This is a genomic window from Salinibacterium sp. UTAS2018 (assembly GCF_004118935.1).
Classification (GTDB): domain Bacteria; phylum Actinomycetota; class Actinomycetes; order Actinomycetales; family Microbacteriaceae; genus Rhodoglobus.
This window is the reverse complement of record NZ_CP035375.1, coordinates 1,836,139-1,858,066: the sequence shown is the minus strand read 5'-3', so window position 1 is coordinate 1,858,066 and position 21,928 is coordinate 1,836,139. Positions and strand designations below refer to the sequence as shown.

Genomic DNA, 21,928 nt, shown 5'->3' with positions numbered 1-21,928 from the left:
GCGCCTGGGGAACAGTAGGCACACGACATCGCAGAGGAGCGAATCATGGCCACCACTCTCATTTCCGGCGGTACGGTCGTCAGTTCAACGGGGCGCGCCCCCGCTGACGTCCTGATCGACGGCGAAGTAATCAAGGCAGTGCTGTCACCAGGCAGCACCCTGTTTGGAACGGATGTTGCGGCATCCGTCGACACCGTTATTGATGCCACGGGAAAGTACGTCATTCCCGGCGGCATCGACGCGCACACGCACATGGAGCTGCCCTTCGGCGGCACCGCGGCAATCGATACCTTCGAGACGGGCACTCGCGCTGCGGCGTGGGGCGGCACGACCTCGATCATCGACTTTGCGGTGCAGACCTTTGGCGAGCGCATTGAGGATTCTCTCGCTGCGTGGCACGGCAAGGCTGGCGGCAACTGCGCGATCGACTACGGCTTTCACCAGATCGTCGGCGACGTCACGCCCGAGTCGCTCAAGGCCATGGCCAAGCTGCCCGACGAAGGAATCTCGAGCTTCAAGATGTTCATGGCGTACCCGGGCGTTTTCTATTCGGATGACGCGCAGATTCTCAAGGCCATGCAGGTGTCACGCGACACCGGTCTCATGACGATGATGCACGCCGAGAACGGCCCGGTTATCGACGTTCTCGCCGAACAGCTCGTGGAGCAGGGCAAGACTGACCCGTACTATCACGGTGTCGCTCGTGCCTGGGAGATGGAAGAAGAAGCGACGCACCGAGCGATCATGCTCGCGAAGCTCACCGGTGCTCCCCTGTACATCGTTCACGTCAGCGCGAAGCAGGCGGTCGAACAGATCGCCGGCGCTCGTGACCGTGGCCAGAACGTGTTCGCCGAAACCTGCCCGCAGTACCTCTACCTGAGCCTCGAGGAACAACTCGGTGCTCAGAGCGAGCAATACGGTCATTTCGAAGGCGCCAAGTGGGTGTGCTCGACTCCGATTCGCTCGCGCGAAGAGGGACATCAGGATGCCATGTGGCAGTCGCTGCGTACGAACGATGTGCAGATGGTCTCGACCGACCACTGCCCGTTCTGCATGAAGGACCAAAAAGAGCTGGGCCTCGCGGACTTCCGCAAAATCCCTAACGGCATCGGTTCGGTCGAACACCGGATGGACCTCATGTACCAGGGCGTTGTCACGGGAGAAATCACTCTCGAACGCTGGGTTGAACTGACGAGCACTACCCCCGCTCGTATGTTCGGAATCTATGGCCGTAAGGGCGTCATCCAGCCCGGTGCCGACGCCGACATCGTGGTGTACGACCCCAACGGGCACACCTCGATCGGTATGCCGATTGATGAGAACGGTAACCCCACCGGCAAAAAGCACCACATGAACATGGACCACGCTGCCTGGGAGGGTTTCGAGATCGACGGCCACGTCGACACCGTTCTCTCCCGTGGCAAGGTCATTGTTCACGACGATCAGTACCTCGGTTCGAAGGGTGACGGCCGCTTCATGAAGCGTGGCCTCACCCAGTACCTCACCTAAATCAGGCTCGCAGGCAGCATCCGAGTGGCTCAGGCCAGCGGATGCTGCCTTGGCCTACCTTCCACCACGAACCAGGAGCACCATGGAATTCGGAGCAGTACTTCAGACCAACCCGCCGTCGGCACGCACGGTCCAACTAGCGAAGCTTGCAGAGGCGCATGGCTTTGACTACGTCTGGACGTTCGATTCCCACATTCTGTGGCAAGAGCCCTATGTGATCTACAGCCAGATTCTGGCCGAGACCCGCAAAATTAAAGTCGGTCCGATGGTCACGAACCCGGCCACCCGCGACTGGACCGTCACGGCATCTACCTATGCCACGCTCAACGAGATGTACGGCAACCGCACCGTGTGTGGCATTGGCCGCGGCGACTCGGCTGTGCGCGTGACCAACGGCAAGCCCACGACGCTGAAGGATCTTCGCGAGTCGATTCACGTCATCCGTGAACTCGCCAACTCGCGTTCGGTCGAATATGGCGGCGCCCAGTTGCAGCTGCCGTGGAGCAAGGGTTCCGAGCTCGAGATGTGGGTCGCGGCCTATGGCCCCCTCGCGCTCAAGCTCACCGGTGAGGTCGGCGACGGCTTCATCCTGCAGCTTGCCGACCTCGACATTGCTGCCTGGATGATCAAGAAGGTGCGCGACGCCGCTGAGGCTGTCGGGCGCGACCCGATGTCGATCAAGTTCTGTGTTGCCGCCCCGATGTACATCGGTGATGACTGGGAGCACATGCGCGACCAGTGCCGCTGGTTCGGGGGAATGGTGGGAAACCACGTCGCCGACATCGTCAAAAAGTACGGCAGTGACGGTGACGTGCCGAAGGCTCTCACCGACTACATCGAGAAGCGTGAAGGCTACGACTACAACCAGCACGGTCAGGCGGGTAACACTCACGCCGACTTCGTGCCCGACGAGATCGTTGACCGGTTCTGCCTCATGGGCACCGCCGAGCAGCACATCGAGAAGCTCGAGAAGCTGCGCGAGCTGGGGGTCCACCAGTTCGCTGGCTACCTGCAGCACGACAACAAAGAGGAGACGCTGCGCGTCTACGGCGAGACGGTTATTCCGGCTCTCACCGAAACAGTGACGGCGAAGGCCTAACCCGATGACGGCAACCCAAAACGATAAGCGTGGGGAGGTTGCCGTCCGCCCCGCGAGTTCGCCGGGTGCGCTGGCTAACCCCGCGCGCGCTCGGCTGCTCGGCGGCTTCGGCTGGGGCATCGCCGGCGTAGTGCTCATCGCGCTGCTCTGGGAGGGCTACAAGTTCTTCGGCCCCGACAACGGCGTGCTGATTGGTGAACTCCGCGTTCTTCCGCGCACGACCGACCTGGCCATGCCGCACCTCTGGGACATGATGGTGCGGTTGGCCGAGCCGGTCACGCGCGCCGATGGTGCGCTCCCGCTCTGGGCCGTCGTTGCCCTTGCTGCCCTCACCACGCTCGGCATCGCCGCAGCGGGGTGGGCTGTGGGAGTGATCGTGGGCATCGCCTTCGCGCTGCTCATGCAGCGCTGGCGTCTGGCCGAGTTCGGGCTGCTGCCGTGGATCGTCATCAGCCAGACCGTGCCCCTCATCGCCTTCGCCCCCGTGGTGAAGAGCTGGGGCTCGCGCGTCGAAATCGGTTCGTTCGAGTGGCAAGACTGGATGTCGGTCGCGCTCATCGCGAGCTACCTCGCGTTCTTCCCGATCACGGTCGGCGCGCTCAAGGGGCTGCAGTCTCCGGACCGCATCCACGTCGAGCTATTCGAGACCTACGCTTCGGGCTACTGGCCGACGCTGCTGCGCTTGCGACTGCCGGCATCCGTTCCCTATCTTCTGCCGGCACTTCGCCTCGGCGCGGCCAACGCCGTGATCGGTGCGGTCGTGGCCGAAGTGTCAACGGGACTTCAGGGCGGCATCGGTCGCCTACTTATTCAATTCGCCGGTCAAGCATCGGGTGACCCCTCGAAGGCGTGGGGCCCCATCTTCGGCGCGATCGTTCTCGGGCTTGTCGCGGCCGGTTCGGTCGCCTTGCTCGGCGTGATTCTCAAGGACTACAGACGAACCGAGGAGGCCGCATGAGCGACCAGATCCCGACCACCACTTCTGCCATCAATCTCGGCGCGACCATGACAGCGGATGCCGCTGCCGTGCGAGTGCGCGGAGTGAACAAGCAGTTTCAGACCGCGACCGGCATCGTGCACGCGCTCGAGAACATCGACCTCACGGTTCAGGCCGGCGAGTTCGTTTCCCTCATCGGTCCCTCGGGCTGTGGCAAGTCGACGCTCATGCGCCTGATCGCCGACCTCGACGACCCAACCTCGGGCGAGCTGACGGTCTTTGGCAAGACGGCCACTCAGGCTCGCCTCGATCAGGATTACGGCATCGCGTTTCAGCAGGCCGGGCTTTTGCCGTGGCGCTCGGTCGCGGCAAACGTGGCGCTTCCGCTCGAACTGCACGGCGTCGCAGCCGCTGCTCGTCGCACTCGCGTCGCGGATCTTCTCGACATGGTGGGCCTCACCGAGTTTGCCGACCGCTTTCCCGATCAGCTCTCGGGCGGCATGCAGCAGCGCGTCGCCATTGCGCGCTCGCTCGCTGAACAGCCGCGACTGCTGCTGATGGATGAGCCCTTCGGTGCGCTCGACGAGATGACTCGCGAGAAGATGCAGACCGACCTCGTGCGCATCGCCGCCGATACCGGTGCCGCCGTCGTGTTCGTGACGCACTCGATTCCCGAGGCCGTCTTTCTCTCGGACCGCGTTGTCGTCATGTCGCCGCGACCGGGTCGCATCAGCCAGATCGTCGAAATGCGACTGGATGCCGCCGAGGGCCGCGAAGAACGCGACGACGACCTGCGCGAAGCATCCTCCTTCTTCGAAATGGTCACCGAAGTGCGGGAAGCGCTGCACGGCGGCGCGGACCACTCGGCCGGCGACGGAGCGGGAACAGCGCGGGGAGTGGACACCCGATGAGTGCGGATACCAGCACTACGGCGAACGCGATCGTCGGTCGCGGCGTTGGCGCGCGCCGCTCGAAAGGCTGGACCCCGCGCACGGAAGCGACGCTGCGCATCGTGGCACCGATCAGCTTCGGGCTGATCGTGCTCGTGATCTGGCAACTGCTCGTGACCGTCGGTGGCGTTTCGGATTACCTGCTTCCCAGCCCGATCTCGATCGTGACGGAGCTCGTGGAGTTCTGGCCTTCCGTCGTTTCGGCCACCGCCCTCACCGGCACCAACAGCCTGCTCGGCCTGCTGGTCGGCTCGCTCGTGGGAATCGTTTTCGCCGCGGTTGCCGCTCGCTGGCGCATTGCCGATCAGATGAGCGCTCCGATCGTGGCGGCGCTCGCCGTCGTACCGATCGTTGCGCTTGCACCCGTGCTCAACTCGATGTTCGGAGCCGACAGCCAGTTTGGCCGTCAAGCAATTGCGGCCATTGCCTCGTTCGTGCCGATCTTCATCAATACGCTGCGGGGGTTCCGCCAGACGAAGCCCGTGCACCGCGACCTGATGAAGGCCTACGCGACGAACTCCGGGCAGATGCTGATGAAGCTCACGTTGCCCACCGCTCGTCCGTTCATCTTGACCGGCATCCGGATCGCCTCCTCGCTCGCCGTGATCTCCGCCCTCGTCGCGGAATACTTCGGCGGGCCACGCGGCGGTCTTGGCAGCCTGATTGCAACCTCGGCAGCCTCAAGCGCGTATGGCCGCGCTTGGGCGTATGTCGTGGCATCCATTGGTCTGGGGCTGCTCTTTTATCTTGCGACGCTCGCACTCGAACGACTTGTGCTGCGTCGCGTTCCGACCGGGGGCTCCCGATGACAACGCCCCGCAGAGAAAAGAAGGGGAGATAACCGCTCCACCCGCAGTACAGCAGTACCGCAACACAGCAGTACCCGCAGTATCCACTTGCACCGTGAATCTGAAAGGTCTGACATGAAGTTCACCAAACGCCGCTCATTAGCGGCCGGAGCGTTTGCCGTAACGGCAGCGGTCCTCCTCGCAGCATGCTCCACCGGCGATGGGGGTGACAGCGGTTCTTCGGAGTCTGCTGACGGCCTCACCGAAGTGAAGCTCCAACTGCAGTGGCTGCCTCAGGGGCAGTTCGCTGGGTACTTTGCCGCCGCTGATCAGGGCTTCTTTGAAGAAGAGGGCCTTGACGTAGAAATCATCCCGTCGGGCGGCGACATCGTTCCGCAAGACGCTCTCGCTAACGGCGACGTTGACTACGCCGTAGCCTGGGTTCCCAAGGTTCTGGGTTCCATCGAACAGGGCGCCAACCTCACCGATATCGCTCAGATCTTCCAGAAGTCGGGCACCCTTCAGGTGTCGTGGGCTGACTCGGGTATTGACTCGGTCGCCGACTTTGAGGGCAAGAAGATCGGTTCGTGGGGCTTCGGAAACGAGTGGGAAATTTTCGCAGCGATGGCTGCGGAAGGCCTCGACTCCTCCACCGTGCAGATCATCACGCAGGACTTCAATATGAACGCCTTCCTGCAGGGTGACATCGACGCCGCGCAGGCCATGACGTACAACGAGTACGCCCAGCTGCTCGAATCGACCGACCCCGACACCGGAGAGCTCTACCAGCCCTCTGACTTCAACGTCATCAGCTACGAAGACACCGTTGGTGCCATGCTCCAGGATGCAATCTGGGCTGACACCGAGCGTCTCGACAGCGACGAGGACTACCAAGAGACGACCGTCAAGTTCCTCAAGGCCGTCGTCAAGGGTTGGATCTACTCGGCTGAGAACCCCGAGTCTGCTGCCGAAGGCACCGTTGCTGCCGGTTCCGGTTGGGGCCCCAGCCACGAACTGTGGATGACCAACGAGACCAACAAGCTGATCTGGCCGGCCGAGAACGGCATCGGCGTCATCGACGAAGCTGCCTGGGACCGCACGGTAGAGGGCGCCATCAGCGCCGTCAACGAGTCGGGCGCGAGCCCCATCACCACGGCCCCGCCGGCAACGGCATGGTCGAACGACTGGATCATGAAGGCACTTGAAGAACTCGAAGCCGATGGTGTCGACACCACCGGTTCCAGCTTCAGCCCGATCGACGTCACCCTCCTCGAGGGCGGCAACTAGTCGCACTGAATAACCGCTAGACGGATGCCGCCCTTACGCTCGTGAGGGCGGCATTCGTTTTCTTGCGGCACAGCTTCGCGCGCAGCACCAGTTTCATGCCAGCACCGCTTATTTACGTTGAAGGGCCAGCGCCATGACCGAGCACGACTCCCGAGACCTCGACGCGTATGCGCTCGAACTCGATCAGGCGCACATTTTTCATTCGTGGTCGGCGCAGACTCCCGCCCATGCCGCCGCCGTGAGCATCAAGAGTGGGCTCGGCACCCGCGTGTGGGATCACGCCGGAAATGAATATCTCGACTTTTCTAGCCAGCACGTCAATGTGAATCTGGGGCACCAGCATCCGGCCCTGCTTGAAGCAATCCGGGTGCAGTCTCAACTGCTCGCGACGATCTCACCGCCCACTGCCAACGTGACCCGTGGTGAGGCCGCGAAGCGTTTGGCGGCGATCGCTCCCGAGGGCTTCAATCGCGTGTTCTTCACGAACGGCGGCTCGGACGCCAACGAAAATGCCATGCGGATGGCGCGGCTCTACACCGGGCGCGACAAAATTCTTTCGGCGTACCGCTCGTACCACGGCAACACCGGCAGCAGCATTGTGGCCACGGGCGACCCGCGCCGCATCCCGAACGAGTTCGCGCGCGGGCACGTGCACTTCTTCGGGCCCTACCTGTACCGCTCCGAGTTCTGGGCGACGACGCCCGAGCAAGAGAGCGAACGTGCACTGCAGCACTTGCGGCGCGTGATCGAAGCGGAAGGCGCGGAGACAATCGCGGCCGTGCTGCTGGAGCCGATCCCGGGAACTCCGGGCATTCTGATGCCGCCGGCTGGCTACCTCGCTGGCGTCCGTGAACTGTGTGATCAGCACGGCATCCTGCTGATCTTCGACGAAGTGATGTGCGGTTTCGGGCGCACTGGCGAGTGGTTCGCGTTCGATGCCTTCGACGTGCGGCCTGACCTCATCACCTTCGCCAAGGGAGTGAACTCGGGCTACGTCCCGGTCGGCGGCGTGATCATCGACGACCCGATTTCAGCGTTCTTCAACGACCGGGTGTTCCCCGGCGGCTTGACGTATTCGGGGCATCCGCTGGCCGCCGCCACCGTTGTGGCGTCGCTCGACACGATCGCCTCCGAAGGCGTGCTTGAGCACGTGCGCGACATCGGCGAGAACCACATTGGGCCGGCCTTGAACGCGCTCGCCGAACGCCATCCGTCGATCGGTGAAGTGCGCGGTCGTGGAGTGTTCTGGGCGATCGAACTTGTGACCGACCGGGGCACTCGTGAACCAGTGCCGGCTGCAACGATGGGGCGCATTCGCGCTGGCCTGGTGGAGCGTGGCTTGCTGCCCTTCGTGACCGAAAACCGCATCCAGGTGCTGCCGCCGTGCGTTGTCACGCCCGCCGAAATCGCCGAGGCGATGGAGATTTACGATGCGGTGCTGACGGCCGAACTGGGCTAGCTGTCAGCGACGTTGGGGGTCGGCGGAGGCAGCGATGCTAGGCGCTACCAGCGGATAAGGGCGAACTTTGTGTGCAGAACTTCACCTTTGTGCGGGTTGAGAGCCGTGACCCACGCAATGCGCCCCATTAAATGGGCGCGAAGATCGACGTGGTGGCTAAGGTTTTGCGAATCTGGTCCGTGCTGTGCGCAGTTGTGAAGCAGTGCTTTGAGCGCGTCGTAGTCGTGGCGGGAGATGTTGGTGCGTTCGTTGACGACGATTCCGGTGACTGTTTGTTTCGTGCCTGAACGCCGTACTCTCGTCTTTCGGGGGTTGACGTTGTGGCCCTCGTCGAGAACGATGCGGTGCACACCCCGGATGAACGCATCGGGTCGGCGCGCGAGGTCGCGATCGCCGCTGAAGGCTAGGTCATCGGCGTAGCGAGTGTACGTGGCACCGATTGCGTTGGCCCAACCTGTGAGTCTCGAATCAAGGCGGCGAATGGCTAGATTTGCCAGCATGGGCGACGACGGCGCTCCTTGCGGGAGATGATTGCCCGCCAACGCTTGCCGCAGGGCGAACCGTTCATCCGCACTGCCTCCTGGTGGCATCGCGGCGATCACCCGTGGCGGAACAGAGTTCGTGCACAGACCCGTCAGTATGTGGGCAACTGACTCAGGAAAACCTGATTGACGAAACACGCCATAGATACGCGCTGCTGTCACCCGGGTAAAGAATGTTGTCAGGTCGAGAGTCACCACAATTTCACGGGCAGTGTGGAGAGCCGCCCCTGTTGCTGCGCTGCGGCTCGCCACGAAACCGTGGGCCGCAACGTTGGTGGGGATCAGACCGATAACAGTATCGAGCAAGGTGCGTTGAACGCGGCGAATTCGTTCCTCAGGCACCTCGAGCAGGCGAGGCGTGCGGCCCGGTCGTTGGCGCCACTCATACCTGTAGTGCTGAAGTCGCCCAGCGGGTGCGCGGCGGTTCCAATTCTTAGTGTCGGCGCACCACTCAAGGTGGCCAACCGTCACCCCGAGCAGCGTCGCGAGCTCGCCAACAGTGTCGACCACGGGGACGGGGTCGCCCCGATCACGGGCCTGCGACGGAGCTGCAGGAAAATGGTGCAGGCCAATGGGACGGCGTTGTTGCTTCGCTTTAGCGATCGCCTCCACGAATGCGGGCAATTGCACAACGAACGAAGCTAACTCGCGAGATGAATCGGCTGGCGGACGGTGGTAGACGGCTACGACATCGGCGACCACCGTCCGCAGCCAACGGCGTCGTGCTCCGAGCACGCGGGCGCCTGCGTCGATTAGTGAGTTGGTCGCCCACTGATCGGCAGCAAGAAACGCGTACGACAGTGCGCCCGCGATTGCTGCAGGTGTGGGGTGCGGAACGCGGCGAACCCGAGGCACACCGCTAATCGGTGAGCCGGTCGTCTGTGGCGGTGCATCAGTCATCGTGATCCGCGAGAAGGCTAACTCTTCTTAGGGCTCTTCGAAGGGTGAAGCAATGGGCTGAGATCGACCTGTCTGTCACTGCGGGCGCATTGCTGCGCGAAGCGCAGTGGCGCGCCCGCGGCGTGTGTCGTAACTCAGTCTGCGTACCTCGGGGTATCCCCGAAGAGGATAGAACGGCTCGCGCTCCATCCGCCTCGACCTCAACCCATTGCACGCTGCCATGCTAACAACGCCAATCGTGATTAACAGAGGAAACTTCAGTCGGGCGTCGATTCGGGCGCATTACCAGCCAGGGTAAGGGCCCGGGTTCGGGGCGGCATCCCAGCCGAGCGATTCGCGAGCCTCGGCTACGCGGGTGAGCGCCAACAGGCTGGGTGTCGGCGTCAAGTCGCTCTATTCGGGCACGAACTCCTGACGCACAGCACCGTTGGTTGCGCTCTCGATATAACCGAAGTCGTGGTCGCTATTCAGGATGATGGCGTCGTTAGCCAGGGCATAAGCGGCGATCAGGCAATCAAAGGCGCCGGCCGCGCGTATGCGACCGGTAGCCCACAGGGCGTGCTGAATGTCGAGGGCTTGGCTGGTCGAGGGGTGTTCGAGCGCGGGGAGCAAATGCTCCATGTCTTCACGCAGCTCCGCGTACTCGGCATCCGTTCGCGCTGAATGGCGGTACTCCAGCACTTGGGGCGGGCACGTGATGATGAGGTGCTGAGGTGAAAGCGCTCGCAGTCGTGCGGCTATGGTCGCGCTTCGAGCGGCTTTCTGCCAGATGCTGTTGTCGACGAGGTAGGTGGCCACTACTCGGCGGTTGGTCGCGATGTGGGAGCGTCGATCTGATCGTCATCAAACGTGCGACCGATGATGCGCTCAACGGCAGCCGGTTGGCGGCGCAGCGCGATAAGAGTGCGCAGGGCTAAATCGACCGTCTCTCGGTTGCTGCGTGAGCCGGTGAGGTCTCGGGCGGTACGCAGCTCGGTGGGATCGATGTCGATGGATGTCACGGTCATGAGTGGCCCCTCTCTATATATTTGAATATATAGTACTGGGGGCTGAGAATACGGGGCTGTGGAGTGTTCCGGCGCCCGAACGCACAAACGGCCTCCCGGCCAATGCCGGAAAGCCGTTTGAGGGGGTGTGCGCTTGTTTAAGCGGCGACGGTGGCCAACTGCTCGGTGCGAACGGCTGCCATTCCGCGGGTCCACGCGGTGAGCTGGTCGACCATCGGCGCGAGCGTGCCGGCGTTCTGCTCGGTCGGAGCGAAGACGCTGAAGTTCTCGAAGTCGGTGAACAGCGAGAACATGACGGAGCGCTGCACGTGCGCTACCTGCAGTTCGGAGAGGATTCCGCGCAGGTGCTCGACGGCGCGAACGCCGCCCATGGAGCCGTAGGAGACGAAGCCAGCAGCCTTGTTGTTGAACTCAGCGTTCAGGTACGAGAGGGCGTTGACCAGAACCGGGCCCGCGCTGTGGTTGTATTCGTGGGCCACGAAGATGAAGCCGTCGAATTCGCTAATCTTGGCTGACCACGCCTTGGTGTGGTCATTTTGGTAGTTCTGGTACGCGGCGGGGTAGGGCTCGTCGAGCATCGGGAGGTCGAAGTCGGCGATGTTGACGATTTCGAACTCGGCGTCGTCACGGGTCGAAACCTGGGCGAGAACCCACTCGGCGACGGACTGGTTGACGCTGCCCGGGCGGCTGGCGCCCGTAATGATCGCAATCTTGGTCATGCTGTATCCCCTTAGGACGAAGTTTGTTGACGTGTCACTAAAGATGTTGTCATATCAACAATAAGGTGTCAAACTAATTCTTGCGAGTAAGGAAAAGAGGCTGTGATGACGAACGCACGCGAAATGGATGACCGCGAAAACGCCCTCTGGCGCGGGTTCGTCAGCGCAACGCAACAGCTGGCGTCGTCTCTCGACAAGCAGCTAGTTCAGGATGCTCAGCTCTCCGGCCCGGAACACGCGGTGCTCACGGCGCTCACCGACCACGCCGAGCAGTCCGACACTCTCCTTCGCGCCCGTGACCTGGGATTTTCGCTCGGCTGGGACCGCAGTCGCCTCTCTCACCTGCTCAAGCGCATGGAGACCCGCGGGCTGCTGGAACGTAAGAGCTGCCCCTCGGATGCTCGCGGTCTCGACGTGCAGATCACCGCCGACGGTCTCGAAGCGGTGCGGCAGGCATCATCCGGTTACCTCGCGTTTGTGCGCACGCACTTCTTCGACCTGTTGACCCGCGAGGAGCAGGATGCCCTGGCCTCGGTCAGTGGCAAGATCAAGTCCACGCTCGAGCCGCAGTGCGATTCGGCGGCCGCCGCTTCGTAGCGCAGGGCTCGCAACGAAGCGCGGTCAATGCGGCCGGTTCCGCTACTCGATCGTTTTTTCAGCGGGCTTCTGAGCGTTCATCTGCACGACGCCGGCAAGGGTTACGAACACTGCAATGCCGACGGCGAGCATCGCGACTGTGAGCACCGCGGCGTCGGCGGGCAGCATTGCGCACGCTGTCGGAGTATCGTCATAGTCGCAAGTGCGCCACGGCTGGAGCAGATAAATCACGGATGTGATCGAGCCGATCACGATGATCGCGATTCCCGTCAGGAAGAGCCTCAGCCCTCGTCGTTTGATCTTCACCACCTCACCCTACGGCGCAATGATGAAAATGTCTCGAAAATTAATGCCCGCGCGGCCAGGGTGGCCAGCGCGGCTATTCGGGGATCTCGTCGGGCGGTCTCTGGCCAGCGCTAACGGCCAGGGCTACGAGCGCAACCGCTGAAATGGCGAAGACAGCGAATCCCGCAACGGTCGCACCGGCGACCCAGTCCGCAGCCCTGATCGGGTCCAGTCCTTGCTCTTCGCGAAGCCGATAGTTCACGCCTTCGATCACGGTGAGCGCGACCGCGGTGATGAGTCCGAGGCCACCCACCACGGAAAACCAGACGATGGCGCGCTTCACCGAGTGACACCCTCAGGAGCTAAAGTCGTCGCGTCGTTCGACTCCCGATGCTGCCCGGCCGACTCGAGTGTCTTCTTCAGAACCTCGAACTGCAGGTCGTCACGCTGGGGGATCCCGAACCGCTCTTCGCCGTAAGGAAAAGGCTTCGTGATGCCGGTGCGTACGTATCCGCGGCGTTCGTAGAACGCGATGAGCTCTTCGCGCACATCGATCACGGTCATCTGCATCACCGACACACTCCACTCGCGGGCCGCGTACGCTTCAGCCTCCGCGAGCACCAGCTTGCCGACCCCGCCGCCTTGCTGATTCGGGTCGACGGAGAACATCCCGAAGTACCCTTTTCCGTGGTCGTCGGTAACGTGCGCGCAGGCCACGAGCTGGTCGTCACGCTCGGCGAGCAGAATGCTTGACCGCGGTCGAGCAAGGTCGGCTTCCAGGGCTGCGGCATCCAGACGGGCCCCCACGATGAGATCGGCTTCGCTCGTCCAGCCGGCCCGGCTCTCTTCGCCGCGGTACGCCGCAGTGACGAGCGTCAGCAGCGCCGGGATGTCGTCACGGGTAGCCGTGCGAAAGTTCAGGGTACTCATCCCAGCATCCTAAGTGCGATCATGGTCGCCGAGCTTGCGGTGCCGATCGCAGCGAAGAGTCAGTCGGTGCGCGGCCTGTTGGGGTCACTGCACTGACCGCTGCCGAGGCCGTTCACCGGCTCGCCCCCGTTTCCGCACAGGGATCCGCCTGTTGGGGCCGCATCCACCACAGTTGTGGTGACAGCTGTCCACCCGACAACTTCTCCCGCCAATATTGGGTCGAGCTTGCTGTCGAAAAGCTGGACAGTGCGCTCACCAATGAGGAGCCCTGTATCCGGATCGATGATGATTTCATGGAGAAATCCGTCTTTCTCCTCGCGGCCGAAGGCGACTCCAGTTCGACCGTTGAGCGTGGCTGCCTCATCGGTGATTTCAACCCCAGGAATCCCCGCCACAGCCCCATAGAGCGCGGCACGAAACTCCGCTGGAACCACACCGGTGCGCAGCGTCGTGGAGATGAAGTCGAACGCTTGACCATCCGCGCTCACGCCGTGGCCGGCCGTGACCCGATAAATGTAGTTGAGCAGTCGCTGGGGGTCGCGCGGTAATTCATCCAGTCGCCAGTCGCGTGGTTTCGAATTGTCGAATCCGCCGTACGGTGCCCGACTGATCTGCTCTTCCTCGAAGCCTGCCCGGGCAGACTCCTGCGCTTCCTCTTCGAAACCCTCACCGAAGACCTTGATCGCTGCTCGCGGTTCGGTTACGAGAACCCACTCGTCTGAGTGATCGGCAGGAATATACATTTGGGAGTTTTGGGTTTCGAGATACGCAAAATGTTCCCAATCCGCGGTCTGTGCCCCCGCGCTAAATACCGCCTCGGTGTCGACCTTCAAATACTGGCCCGGGCCCACCACCGGATCGGAGTTCTCGATTGCGGCGGCCGCGGCGTTGCCCAAGGCAGAGGCGGCAGCAGCATCCGCTCCACCTCGCCAGCCAGCGAGCCCTAGAACGTCAGTGAAAACCAAGGTCGCGACGAGGGCGCCAGCGGCGAGAGCGCTGGTGCCACTGAACAAAGCGATGCGCTTCTTAGGGTTCGGTCTGGCGATTGCCGGTTGTTGCCCGATGTGTTCGACCAGACCTCGTCGACCGCGGCTCAGGGCCTCGGCAGACGGATCCGCGACGTCCTTACCGAACGATCGGAGCAGTTGAAGTTCGTCCACGATCCACCTCCTGTGCCGGCGCGACGCCAGCAGATTGGCGCAGCACTCACCGCGCGCGATTGAGACGTGACCGAACAGTCCCGACGGGAATGTTCAAGGCGAGTGCGACGCCCTCATAGTCGAGGTCGCCCCACGCATACAGCAGCAGTGCATCCCGGTCGCGAGCAGGTAGCTTGCGAATTGCTCCGGCCAGAGCCCGAATCGAGAGGTCGGCGTCGAGTCGATCATCGTGATTCTCGACGACCGTCGCCGGAGGCCCCGAGGCCACGACCGCACGCAAGAACCGCGCTTCAGAACCCCGCTGTTTGCGGATCAGCACTGTTGCGATCCCGAGCAACCACGGCAGAGCACTCTCGAAGGCGCTATCGAAGCGGTTGCGCCGCTCAAAAGCGACCAAGAAAGTCTCGGCCATGATGTCATCCGCAGTGTCGACGCCCGCTCGCCGTGCCGCATACCGATAGACGGATGTCGCATGGCGGTCGTACATCTCGGCGAAGACCGCAGGGTTATCCCACGACCTCCGGATGATCTCGTTATCGCTAGTCACACTAGGTATTGCCCGATTGCTTGAATTAAGTTCACGATTGGCTTTTCACGCGAGCGTAGCGCAGCCAGCTTTTCTGCGGGACGTTTCTCGACGCACGGCTTGAGGACACGTGAGTGACGCTTAGTGGCATGGTGCGCTCAGGCATTGTCATTGACGAGAATGACAATTTTGCCGTTGGCGAGATCGGGCAGAGCGTTGTGACATTCGGTGTTGCGTGACTCAACCTTCGCTCCCATGGGTCGGCTAGCTTCGAACACCGTGGCACGTCACGTTCTGGCGCACAAAGCTCAACGCCCTGCTCGTTTGCGACGGGCGCGAGCGCCAAACTCATCCAGAGCGTTCAACACTTCTGTGGCTTGCCAGTGTCTGTTGCGGCGGCCAGTGGTTGATTGCAGCAGGATGCCCGCTTCGACCAGTTTGGCAATCGAAGTGTCGGCGGCTGACTCGCTGACGCCTAGCTCGCGCGCCACTATTGCAACCGTGATTACTGGTTGGCGCAGGAGCAGGTTTTTTACTCGGTGCACTGAGGAATCGCTGCGGGCTTGAATGGCGTGATCCCAGCGGGCAGCGATGTCGACGATCTGGCGTTCGAGCAGGCGGCCATTGTTGATCGCGGCAAATGCGGCTTCGCACATGGTCTCGACAATGGTTGCGATATCACCGCGGCGATACGCGCTCAACGCGCGAAAGTATCCTTCGGTGTCTCCGAGCAGTCCAGCGGAGACGGGGACGGTGATGTTGGTGGTGACGCCGCCGGCCCGAAGCATTCCCTGGATGAGGGCGCGGCCAGTTCGGCCGTTGCCGTCAGGGAACGGATGAATGGTCTCGAACTGGGCGTGAGCGATGGCAAGCTGCGCAATCGCTGGAAGATCGGTGCGTCGCGAAAAGTGCATGACGTCGTCCATGAGCGCAGGCACGCGATCATGGTGAGGCGGAACGAAATCTGCGTTGTGGGGCGAGAGTGAGCCGCCACCGATCCAGACTTGATCGCTTCGCCACGATCCGACGATGTCGGGGTTCGATTTCTCGAGCAGGGCCCGGTGCATCGTGAGAATTGCCGCTGGATCGAGGTCATCTGCCAGATCGATTGCAGCCTTCATCGCCGCAACGTTACTCACGACCAACTCGGCGTTCCCGGATGAAGAATCGCCGATTTCGGCCATAGCGACCTGCTTGGCGCTGGAGGTGAGGTCCTCCATTTCAGAGCTCGAGGCGCTCTCTGAGCGCAACAGAATCGAGGAGAACGGCGCCGCTAATGTTCCGACTTGGGTGTCGAACCGGGTCAGTTCACGGCCGACGTCATCCGCCAGTGCGATCAGAGCCAACGGGAGATTGGGGGACAATTGCGCGATGAACGCTGGCACGGCCGCGGTGTAGGGGCCGTGCGCGGCACGGACTTGTCGGCGTGATCCGACCTCGTCACCCGAGCGTGACCACGGTCGGGACTCGTACGTGACGGCGGGCCAGGCCGGTTCAGTGTGGTTCACCTCGTGTTCGTTATGCGCCATGGGGCTATTGTATCCGAGGCTAAGGCAATAGCCTTGGGTATGGAGAAGACTGCTGGTGGCTTATGGCGTGCGGGTGAAGCTCTAGCTGCGGTGAAGGCGTGGCGGCTCATCGTCACGCTGCGGAGCTGTTCGGTAATCGAGTCGTAGACACCTCGTTGCCTTGGTAGCGTGAACGCTCGTTAGGCTAAAGCAGATCCATCGCTCGAGCGGATGCTGGCCACGCGCCGCGCATGAGCGGGAGCACCCCAAACACAGGAGTTGAGATGTCTGCACCCTTCGCGCACGCCTTTGACTGGGCGCGCCGCCATGTCGACTCGGGGGCTCTGCCGACCGCAGTTCTTGGTGTTGCTACCGCCGACGGCATCCAAGTTCTTGATGCCTTTGGTTCGACGGGCGCGCGCAAGGCGCAAGTGGACGATCACTACCGGCTGTTCTCGGTCACCAAGCCGCTCGTCGGTCTCGCCGCCGCACGGATGATCGAGGCCGGGCTCGTCACGCCCGACACTCCGCTGCAGGCTGACGTGCCCGAGTTTGGCAATAACCGCGATGATGTTGTGCGGCTGAGCCACCTCGCAAGCCACACCTCTGGCATTACTGAGCCTGCGATGGATGCGGCCGAGGGCCTCACCGCGGGCCTGCTCGGTTCGCGCGACTTCGCTGCCGGCAGTGCATCCCGCTACTCGACGGTCGCCTACGAGGGTATTGCCCGGATGATCCAGAAGCGCACCGGGCGTACTTGGAGTGAAGCGGTTGCCGATGCACTCTCCTCGATCGATGCGTCTGGCCTCACTCTCGACGAGTCGTCGAACCCTCATTTTGTGGATGACGCGGAAGCATCCGGACTGGATCTGCAACGCTTCACGGCGCTGCAACATCCGGGTGCCGGGTTGATCGGGCGGGCCGAAGATCTGCTGAATATCGGAGCCGCATTGCTGCGCAACACCGGTGAGATCGTGAAACCAGCGACTTTGGCGATGATGCGTCGGCCGCTCACGGGCGACATTCCCCGTCTCGAGCCGTACCCGGCATCGCGCGGCCAGGATTGGGGTTTCACGTGGAACCTGCGCACTCGTGCCCCGGGACTCATCGACCGTGATGTGTATGGCCACGGCGGCTGGTCGGGTGCCCAATTCTGGATTCATCCGTCGGCCGGTGTCGCGTTCGTGTTCCTCACGAATCGCGTGAATTGCCCGACCGTTGAACTGGATGAGCTGGATAACGCGGTGGTTTCTGGCGTGTGATGGGGCGCATGGGAATTCTCCAGCAGACTGCCGGGAAATTGGTTCTGGGCCGGGGTTCTGCTGTTAACGATCCTGCCACTCCAGTGCTCTTCGCCGCCGGAGTATCCACATCGCTCCTGAGCGGCAAGCCTCCACTGCGATTGAGCAACTATTCGCGCACCGAAACCGTCACCGTGAACTTGCTGTTGCGACCGGCCTGGCGGGTGGGGCCGACGGTGCGGTTCAGATAGTCGCGATACCCGAGGTGGGTGTTGAAGACGACCCACAGTTCGCCGCCGGGCTTCAGCACGCGGCGGGCGTCAGCCAGCATCCGCAACGCAACGCCCGCATGCACGGTGGCGCCGGTGTGGAACGGCGGATTGCACACAATCAGATCAGCACTGGCCGTCGGCCGTTCGGTGAGGGCGTCTTCGCGCGCGGCCTCAACGCGGGCTCCGACACCGTTCGCGTCGGCCGTCTCGCGGGTCGATGCGACGGCGGCGATGGACTGGTCAACGGCAACCACGTGCAGGTCGGGGCGGGCCAGAGCAAGCGAAACGGCGAGCACTCCGGTGCCGCTGCCGAGGTCGACGGCGGTGGCGGCATCCGGCTTCATCTCGGGCAGGAACGTCATGAGAAAGCGGGTGCCGATGTCGAGGGTGGCCCCGGCGAAAGCGCCACCGTGGGCGCTCACCGTCAGCTCGTCGACGGGAAGTTCGGGTTCGCGCAGCACCGACGTCGTCGGGTAGCGAGCTTCGGTACCGTCACGTCGCGGGCCGAGCGACGTGAGCGTGCGTGACTTCTGGCGGGCGCGACCGGCGTTCACGTCATCGAAGGAACGGCCGAGTACCTCGTTCATTGCCAAGGTCATGTGCTTGATGCGGCCGCCCGCAATCACGACCACGTCAGGCGACGCGAAGCGGGCAATGGCCTGAGCCCACTCATCCAACTCAGCCAGACTGCGCGGCAATTGCATCAGCACCAAGCGGGCGCCCGACAGCAGCTCTGCGCCCAAGGTGTGTGACGTGTAGTGCGGGGCAAGGTCGCCCGCGTTCTCGGCCAGGGCCAACTCCGAAACCAACGAATCCTGAAACACGCGGATGCCGCGGCAGTCGTGCAACGAAACAGCGCCCAGTGTGAGCGCCCCATAGTTGTCACCTATCACGACGAGCTCACCGGGTTGGATGTCGGCCAACTGCGGAGCGGCCTCATCAAGAATGAGCCGGTCGCTGGCATCCACCGCAAAAAGGTTGGGAGCTTCCACGTCGGGCCAACGTCGCAGAGTGGCAAACAAGTGCTCAGACATGGGGAACTCTTTCAGTGGCGCGACACCGCCACCAGCAGGTGCAGCGGTGCCCCCAGCGTAGCCGAGCCCCTTAACCCAGAAAGCGAGCGGCCCCCCACCAGGTGGGGCCACTCGCTCACGGGAATCTAGTTGTAGCCGCGTGTGATGTTCGGCTCGTCAACGCACAGAGGACATTCCTCGAGGTGCGCTGACGGGATGCAGTTGCACATCAGCTGTTGGGAACGAGCGTGTACTTAGTAGAGAGGTACTCGTGGATGCCTTCCGAGCCGCCTTCGCGACCGATGCCGGACTGCTTGACTCCGCCGAAGGGTGCTGCCGCGTTGGAGAGCACGCCCACGTTGAGGCCCATCATTCCGGTGTCGAGGTCGTCGATCATCCGATTTCCGCGAGCAAGGCTTTCGGTGAACACATACGAGACGAGGCCATATTCGGTGTCGTTCGCAAGGCGCACGCCTTCGGCTTCGTCGGTGAACTCCACGATCGAGACAACCGGTCCGAAGATTTCTTCGCGCAGGATGTCGCTGTCGGCGGGCACGTGGGAAACGATCGTGGGCTCATAGAAGCTTCCATCGCCTTCGACGCGCTTGCCGCCGGAGACGAGAGTTGCGCCGCGCTTCACGGCATCCTGAACCAACTCGTCGGCCTTATCGACGGCCTTGTCGTTGATGAGCGGGCCGATGTTGACGCCGTCTTCGGTGCCGCGACCGATCTTCATGTCGGCGACGCGAGCGGCAATCTTCTCGGCGAACTCGGCGGCAACCGAGCTGTGCACGATGAAGCGGTTGGCGGCGGTGCAGGCCTGGCCGATGTTGCGGAACTTGGCCGCGATCGCGCCGTCTACAGCCTTGTCGAGGTCAGCGTCGTCGAAGACTACGAACGGGGCGTTGCCGCCGAGTTCCATCGAGGTGCGCAGAACGTTTTCGGAGGCCTGCTTGATGAGCGCCTTGCCGACGGGGGTGGAGCCGGTGAACGAGAGCTTGCGCAGGCGCGAGTCCGCGATGATCGGCTCGGAGACTTCAGACGAGCTCGAGGTCGTGACGACGTTGAGCACGCCAGCGGGCAGCCCAGCCTCTTCGAAGAGCTTCGCCAAGAACAAAGTGCTGAGTGGGGTGAGCGCGGCGGGCTTCACGACGACCGTGCAACCGGCGGCGAGAGCGGGCGCGATCTTACGGGTCGCCATCGCGAGCGGGAAGTTCCACGGCGTAATAAGGAAGCAGGGGCCAACCGGGCGCTGCGAGACGATCATGCGACCGGTGCCCTCGGGGGTGTTGCCGAAGCGACCCGAGATGCGCACGGCCTCTTCGCTGAACCAGCGCAAGAACTCGCCGCCATAAGTGACTTCACCGTTGGCCTCCGCGAGCGGCTTGCCCATCTCGAGCGTCATCAGCAGGGCGATGTCATCGCGGTGCTTCTGCACGAGGTCGAAAGTGCGGCGCAGAATCTCGCCACGCTCGCGAGCGGGCGTCGCGGCCCAGGCATCCTGCGCAGCAACGGCCGCGTCGAGCGCCCGCATGCCGTCTTCGGCCGAGGCATCCGAAATGGTGCGGATGACCTTGCCCGTAGCGGGGTCGGTCACGTCGAGAGTTTTGCTGCCCGTTGCGGCAACCCACTCACCGCCGATGAAGAGCTGGTTCGGCACGGCTTCGAGAAGCTGGGTTTCGGTGGAGTTCGTCATGCGGTGAGCACCTTTCGTGGTGGGAAATCTGCGAGTCAGTCAAACAGCGCTAGCTGAACTTCGGCTTGGCGCCGCATGGGCGGGCACTGAGCGCGCGCTCAGTACCCGCTGCGGTGAATCAGGCGTTGGCGAGAGCGTCGCGCACGACGTCGAGGCCGTCAGCGATGAGCTCGCCAGAGATCGACAGCGGCGGCAGGAAGCGGATGACGTTGCCATAGGTTCCACAGGTCAGCACGACAACGCCGGCGGCGTGCGCTGCAGCCGCGACCTTCGATGTAAGGGCGGCGTCGGGCTCTTTCGTGGTGGGGTCGACGAGTTCCATGGCGATCATCGCGCCGCGGCCACGAACATCTCCGATGCGGGGGTCGCCGGCACGGAGGCCGTTGAGGCGGCCGCGGAAGATGGTTCCGATTTCGCGGGCACGCTCGATGGCGCCCGACTCTTCGAAGGTGCGGATGGTGGCGAGCGCTGCGGCACAGGCGATGGGGTTTCCACCGTACGTTCCGCCGAGTCCGCCGACGTGGGCGGCATCCATGACGTCGGCACGGCCGGTGACAGCCGAAAGCGGAAGGCCGCCGGCGATGCCCTTGGCGGTCACCATGATGTCGGGAACAAGGTTCTCGTGGTTGGAGGCGAAGAGGTCTCCCGTGCGAGCGAAGCCGGTCTGCACTTCGTCAGCGATGAAGATCACGTTGTTGGCCGTGGCCCACTCGGCGAGTGCCGGGAGGAATCCGGGAGCGGGCTCAATGAAGCCACCCTCGCCCTGGATGGGCTCGATGATGATCGCGGCGAGGTTGCTGGCGCCGACCTGCTTCTCGATCTGCAGGATGGCGCGGGCGGCGGCATCCTCACCACTGATTCCGCCATCGCGGAACGGGTATGACATCGGGGCGCGGTAGATCTCCGACGCGAACGGACCGAAGCCGCTCTTGTAGGGCATCGACTTGGCGGTGAGGCCCATCGTGAGGTTGGTGCGACCGTGGTACGCGTGATCGAAGGCAACAACGGCCTGCTTGCCGGTGAAGTAGCGGGCGATCTTGATTGCGTTCTCGACGGCTTCGGCGCCCGAGTTGAACAGCGCGGTGCGCTTCTCGTGCGTGCCGGGGGTGATCTCGTTGAGCTTCTCGGCGACCTCGATGTAGCTCTCGTAGCCGTTGATCATGAAGCAGGTGTGGGTGAACTGGGCGACCTGAGCGGTGACGGCTTCGACAACGGCGGGGGCCGAGTTGCCGACGCCGGTCACGGCGATGCCGGAACCGAAGTCGATGAGGGTGTTGCCGTCAACGTCGCGAAGCACGCCACCACCGGCAGCTTCGACGAAGACGGGAAGAGTGATGCCGATCGCGGCGGCGACGGACTGCTTCTTGCGCTCGAGCAGTTCGAGCGAGCGGGGTCCGGGGATCGCGGTGACGAGGTCGCGCTTCTGCGGAAGCGAGGGGCCGCCGACCGGAACGGTGGGTGCACTAGTCGTGGTGCTGGAAGAAGAAGTAGACATGGCCACCG

Annotated in this window: 22 protein-coding genes; 9 read left to right on the top strand and 13 right to left on the bottom strand. The window is 63.0% G+C overall.

What is annotated here, in order from left to right; genetic code table 11:
- Nucleotides 1-45: 45 nt before the first annotated feature.
- The 7 genes from hydA (at nt 46) to ESZ53_RS08805 (ending at nt 8,029) form a co-directional block, all read left to right on the top strand.
- Nucleotides 46-1,509, top strand: a complete 1,464-nt coding sequence (gene hydA / locus ESZ53_RS08835) for a dihydropyrimidinase (RefSeq protein ID WP_129072488.1) — start codon at nt 46-48, stop codon at nt 1,507-1,509.
- 82 nt (nt 1,510-1,591) lie between these two features.
- Nucleotides 1,592-2,608, top strand: coding sequence for a TIGR03842 family LLM class F420-dependent oxidoreductase (locus ESZ53_RS08830; RefSeq protein ID WP_129072487.1), 1,017 nt, complete (start codon nt 1,592-1,594; stop codon nt 2,606-2,608).
- 4 nt (nt 2,609-2,612) lie between these two features.
- Nucleotides 2,613-3,566 (top strand): ABC transporter permease, encoded by a 954-nt coding sequence (locus ESZ53_RS08825; protein WP_129072486.1) that lies wholly within the window; start codon nt 2,613-2,615, stop codon nt 3,564-3,566.
- Nucleotides 3,563-4,456, top strand: coding sequence for an ABC transporter ATP-binding protein (locus ESZ53_RS08820; protein WP_129072485.1), 894 nt, complete (start codon nt 3,563-3,565; stop codon nt 4,454-4,456). The genes ESZ53_RS08825 and ESZ53_RS08820 overlap by 4 nt, the downstream gene beginning before the upstream one ends.
- Nucleotides 4,453-5,304, top strand: a complete 852-nt coding sequence (locus ESZ53_RS08815; protein WP_129072484.1) for an ABC transporter permease — start codon at nt 4,453-4,455, stop codon at nt 5,302-5,304. The genes ESZ53_RS08820 and ESZ53_RS08815 overlap by 4 nt, the downstream gene beginning before the upstream one ends.
- A gap of 114 nt (nt 5,305-5,418) precedes the next feature.
- The gene (locus ESZ53_RS08810) at nt 5,419-6,570 is read left to right on the top strand and encodes an ABC transporter substrate-binding protein (protein WP_129072483.1); all 1,152 of its coding nucleotides are present in this window, start codon (nt 5,419-5,421) and stop codon (nt 6,568-6,570) included.
- Nucleotides 6,571-6,703: 133 nt separating this feature from the next.
- Entirely contained in the window at nt 6,704-8,029 is a 1,326-nt protein-coding gene (locus ESZ53_RS08805; RefSeq protein ID WP_129072482.1) for an aspartate aminotransferase family protein, read from the top strand.
- A 44-nt stretch (nt 8,030-8,073) separates the two neighbouring features.
- On the opposite strand, the gene ESZ53_RS08800 is transcribed toward ESZ53_RS08805, so the two are convergent.
- The 4 genes from ESZ53_RS08800 to ESZ53_RS08785 all read right to left on the bottom strand — a co-directional run bounded on the left by ESZ53_RS08800 (nt 8,074) and on the right by ESZ53_RS08785 (nt 11,197).
- Entirely contained in the window at nt 8,074-9,471 is a 1,398-nt protein-coding gene (locus tag ESZ53_RS08800; RefSeq protein ID WP_129072481.1) for a reverse transcriptase family protein, read from the bottom strand.
- A gap of 393 nt (nt 9,472-9,864) precedes the next feature.
- A complete protein-coding gene (locus ESZ53_RS08795; protein ID WP_129072480.1) occupies nt 9,865-10,269 on the bottom strand; it encodes a PIN domain-containing protein in 405 nt (134 codons plus the stop codon).
- Nucleotides 10,269-10,478, bottom strand: a complete 210-nt coding sequence (locus ESZ53_RS08790; RefSeq protein WP_129072479.1) for a type II toxin-antitoxin system VapB family antitoxin — start codon at nt 10,476-10,478, stop codon at nt 10,269-10,271. Before ESZ53_RS08790 ends, ESZ53_RS08795 begins: the two co-directional genes overlap by 1 nt.
- Before the next feature lie 137 nt (nt 10,479-10,615).
- A complete protein-coding gene (locus tag ESZ53_RS08785; protein WP_129072478.1) occupies nt 10,616-11,197 on the bottom strand; it encodes an NADPH-dependent FMN reductase in 582 nt (193 codons plus the stop codon).
- A 105-nt stretch (nt 11,198-11,302) separates the two neighbouring features.
- On the opposite strand from ESZ53_RS08785, the gene ESZ53_RS08780 reads away from it, so the two are divergent.
- Complete coding sequence (locus ESZ53_RS08780; RefSeq protein ID WP_129072477.1) at nt 11,303-11,794, top strand: MarR family winged helix-turn-helix transcriptional regulator; 492 nt, start codon at nt 11,303-11,305, stop codon at nt 11,792-11,794.
- A gap of 42 nt (nt 11,795-11,836) precedes the next feature.
- Here ESZ53_RS08780 and ESZ53_RS08775 read toward each other — a convergent pair whose 3' ends face one another.
- From ESZ53_RS08775 to ESZ53_RS08750, 6 genes are all read right to left on the bottom strand, one after another.
- Entirely contained in the window at nt 11,837-12,100 is a 264-nt protein-coding gene (locus ESZ53_RS08775; RefSeq protein WP_246837270.1) for a hypothetical protein, read from the bottom strand.
- Between the two features lie 73 nt (nt 12,101-12,173).
- The gene (locus tag ESZ53_RS08770; protein ID WP_129072476.1) at nt 12,174-12,422 is read right to left on the bottom strand and encodes a hypothetical protein; all 249 of its coding nucleotides are present in this window, start codon (nt 12,420-12,422) and stop codon (nt 12,174-12,176) included.
- Nucleotides 12,419-13,009 (bottom strand): GNAT family N-acetyltransferase, encoded by a 591-nt coding sequence (locus ESZ53_RS08765; RefSeq protein WP_129072475.1) that lies wholly within the window; start codon nt 13,007-13,009, stop codon nt 12,419-12,421. Before ESZ53_RS08765 ends, ESZ53_RS08770 begins: the two co-directional genes overlap by 4 nt.
- Before the next feature lie 59 nt (nt 13,010-13,068).
- A complete protein-coding gene (locus ESZ53_RS08760) occupies nt 13,069-14,169 on the bottom strand; it encodes a CU044_5270 family protein (protein WP_129072474.1) in 1,101 nt (366 codons plus the stop codon).
- Nucleotides 14,170-14,215: 46 nt separating this feature from the next.
- On the bottom strand, nt 14,216-14,716 hold the full coding sequence (locus ESZ53_RS08755) for an RNA polymerase sigma factor (protein WP_246837269.1): 501 nt from the start codon (nt 14,714-14,716) through the stop codon (nt 14,216-14,218).
- A gap of 287 nt (nt 14,717-15,003) precedes the next feature.
- A complete protein-coding gene (locus ESZ53_RS08750) occupies nt 15,004-16,224 on the bottom strand; it encodes a Fic family protein (RefSeq protein WP_129072473.1) in 1,221 nt (406 codons plus the stop codon).
- Nucleotides 16,225-16,487: 263 nt separating this feature from the next.
- Between ESZ53_RS08750 and ESZ53_RS08745 the strand changes: the two genes are divergently transcribed.
- Entirely contained in the window at nt 16,488-17,465 is a 978-nt protein-coding gene (locus ESZ53_RS08745; RefSeq protein ID WP_129072472.1) for a serine hydrolase, read from the top strand.
- Nucleotides 17,466-17,613: 148 nt separating this feature from the next.
- Here ESZ53_RS08745 and ESZ53_RS08740 read toward each other — a convergent pair whose 3' ends face one another.
- The 3 genes from ESZ53_RS08740 to gabT all read right to left on the bottom strand — a co-directional run bounded on the left by ESZ53_RS08740 (nt 17,614) and on the right by gabT (nt 21,920).
- On the bottom strand, nt 17,614-18,750 hold the full coding sequence (locus ESZ53_RS08740) for a class I SAM-dependent methyltransferase (RefSeq protein WP_129072471.1): 1,137 nt from the start codon (nt 18,748-18,750) through the stop codon (nt 17,614-17,616).
- 208 nt (nt 18,751-18,958) lie between these two features.
- A complete protein-coding gene (locus ESZ53_RS08735; protein WP_129072470.1) occupies nt 18,959-20,425 on the bottom strand; it encodes an NAD-dependent succinate-semialdehyde dehydrogenase in 1,467 nt (488 codons plus the stop codon).
- A gap of 118 nt (nt 20,426-20,543) precedes the next feature.
- Complete coding sequence (gene gabT / locus ESZ53_RS08730; RefSeq protein WP_129072469.1) at nt 20,544-21,920, bottom strand: 4-aminobutyrate--2-oxoglutarate transaminase; 1,377 nt, start codon at nt 21,918-21,920, stop codon at nt 20,544-20,546.
- Nucleotides 21,921-21,928 lie beyond the last annotated feature (8 nt).

Bases quoted from the DNA above. Each gene is read 5' to 3' on its own strand.
- ESZ53_RS08825 (WP_129072486.1), top strand. From the start codon at position 2,613: ATGACGGCAACCCAAAACGATAAGCGTGGGGAGGTTGCCGTCCGCCCC.
- ESZ53_RS08790 (WP_129072479.1), bottom strand. From the start codon at position 10,478: ATGACCGTGACATCCATCGACATCGATCCCACCGAGCTGCGTACCGCC.
- gabT (WP_129072469.1), bottom strand. From the start codon at position 21,920: ATGTCTACTTCTTCTTCCAGCACCACGACTAGTGCACCCACCGTTCCG.
- ESZ53_RS08810 (WP_129072483.1), top strand. From the start codon at position 5,419: ATGAAGTTCACCAAACGCCGCTCATTAGCGGCCGGAGCGTTTGCCGTA.
- ESZ53_RS08780 (WP_129072477.1), top strand. From the start codon at position 11,303: ATGACGAACGCACGCGAAATGGATGACCGCGAAAACGCCCTCTGGCGC.
- ESZ53_RS08830 (WP_129072487.1), top strand. From the start codon at position 1,592: ATGGAATTCGGAGCAGTACTTCAGACCAACCCGCCGTCGGCACGCACG.
- ESZ53_RS08750 (WP_129072473.1), bottom strand. From the start codon at position 16,224: ATGGCGCATAACGAACACGAGGTGAACCACACTGAACCGGCCTGGCCC.
- ESZ53_RS08820 (WP_129072485.1), top strand. From the start codon at position 3,563: ATGAGCGACCAGATCCCGACCACCACTTCTGCCATCAATCTCGGCGCG.
- ESZ53_RS08800 (WP_129072481.1), bottom strand. From the start codon at position 9,471: ATGACTGATGCACCGCCACAGACGACCGGCTCACCGATTAGCGGTGTG.
- ESZ53_RS08785 (WP_129072478.1), bottom strand. From the start codon at position 11,197: ATGACCAAGATTGCGATCATTACGGGCGCCAGCCGCCCGGGCAGCGTC.
- ESZ53_RS08805 (WP_129072482.1), top strand. From the start codon at position 6,704: ATGACCGAGCACGACTCCCGAGACCTCGACGCGTATGCGCTCGAACTC.
- ESZ53_RS08740 (WP_129072471.1), bottom strand. From the start codon at position 18,750: ATGTCTGAGCACTTGTTTGCCACTCTGCGACGTTGGCCCGACGTGGAA.
- hydA (WP_129072488.1), top strand. From the start codon at position 46: ATGGCCACCACTCTCATTTCCGGCGGTACGGTCGTCAGTTCAACGGGG.
- ESZ53_RS08745 (WP_129072472.1), top strand. From the start codon at position 16,488: ATGTCTGCACCCTTCGCGCACGCCTTTGACTGGGCGCGCCGCCATGTC.
- ESZ53_RS08735 (WP_129072470.1), bottom strand. From the start codon at position 20,425: ATGACGAACTCCACCGAAACCCAGCTTCTCGAAGCCGTGCCGAACCAG.
- ESZ53_RS08815 (WP_129072484.1), top strand. From the start codon at position 4,453: ATGAGTGCGGATACCAGCACTACGGCGAACGCGATCGTCGGTCGCGGC.
- ESZ53_RS08765 (WP_129072475.1), bottom strand. From the start codon at position 13,009: ATGAGTACCCTGAACTTTCGCACGGCTACCCGTGACGACATCCCGGCG.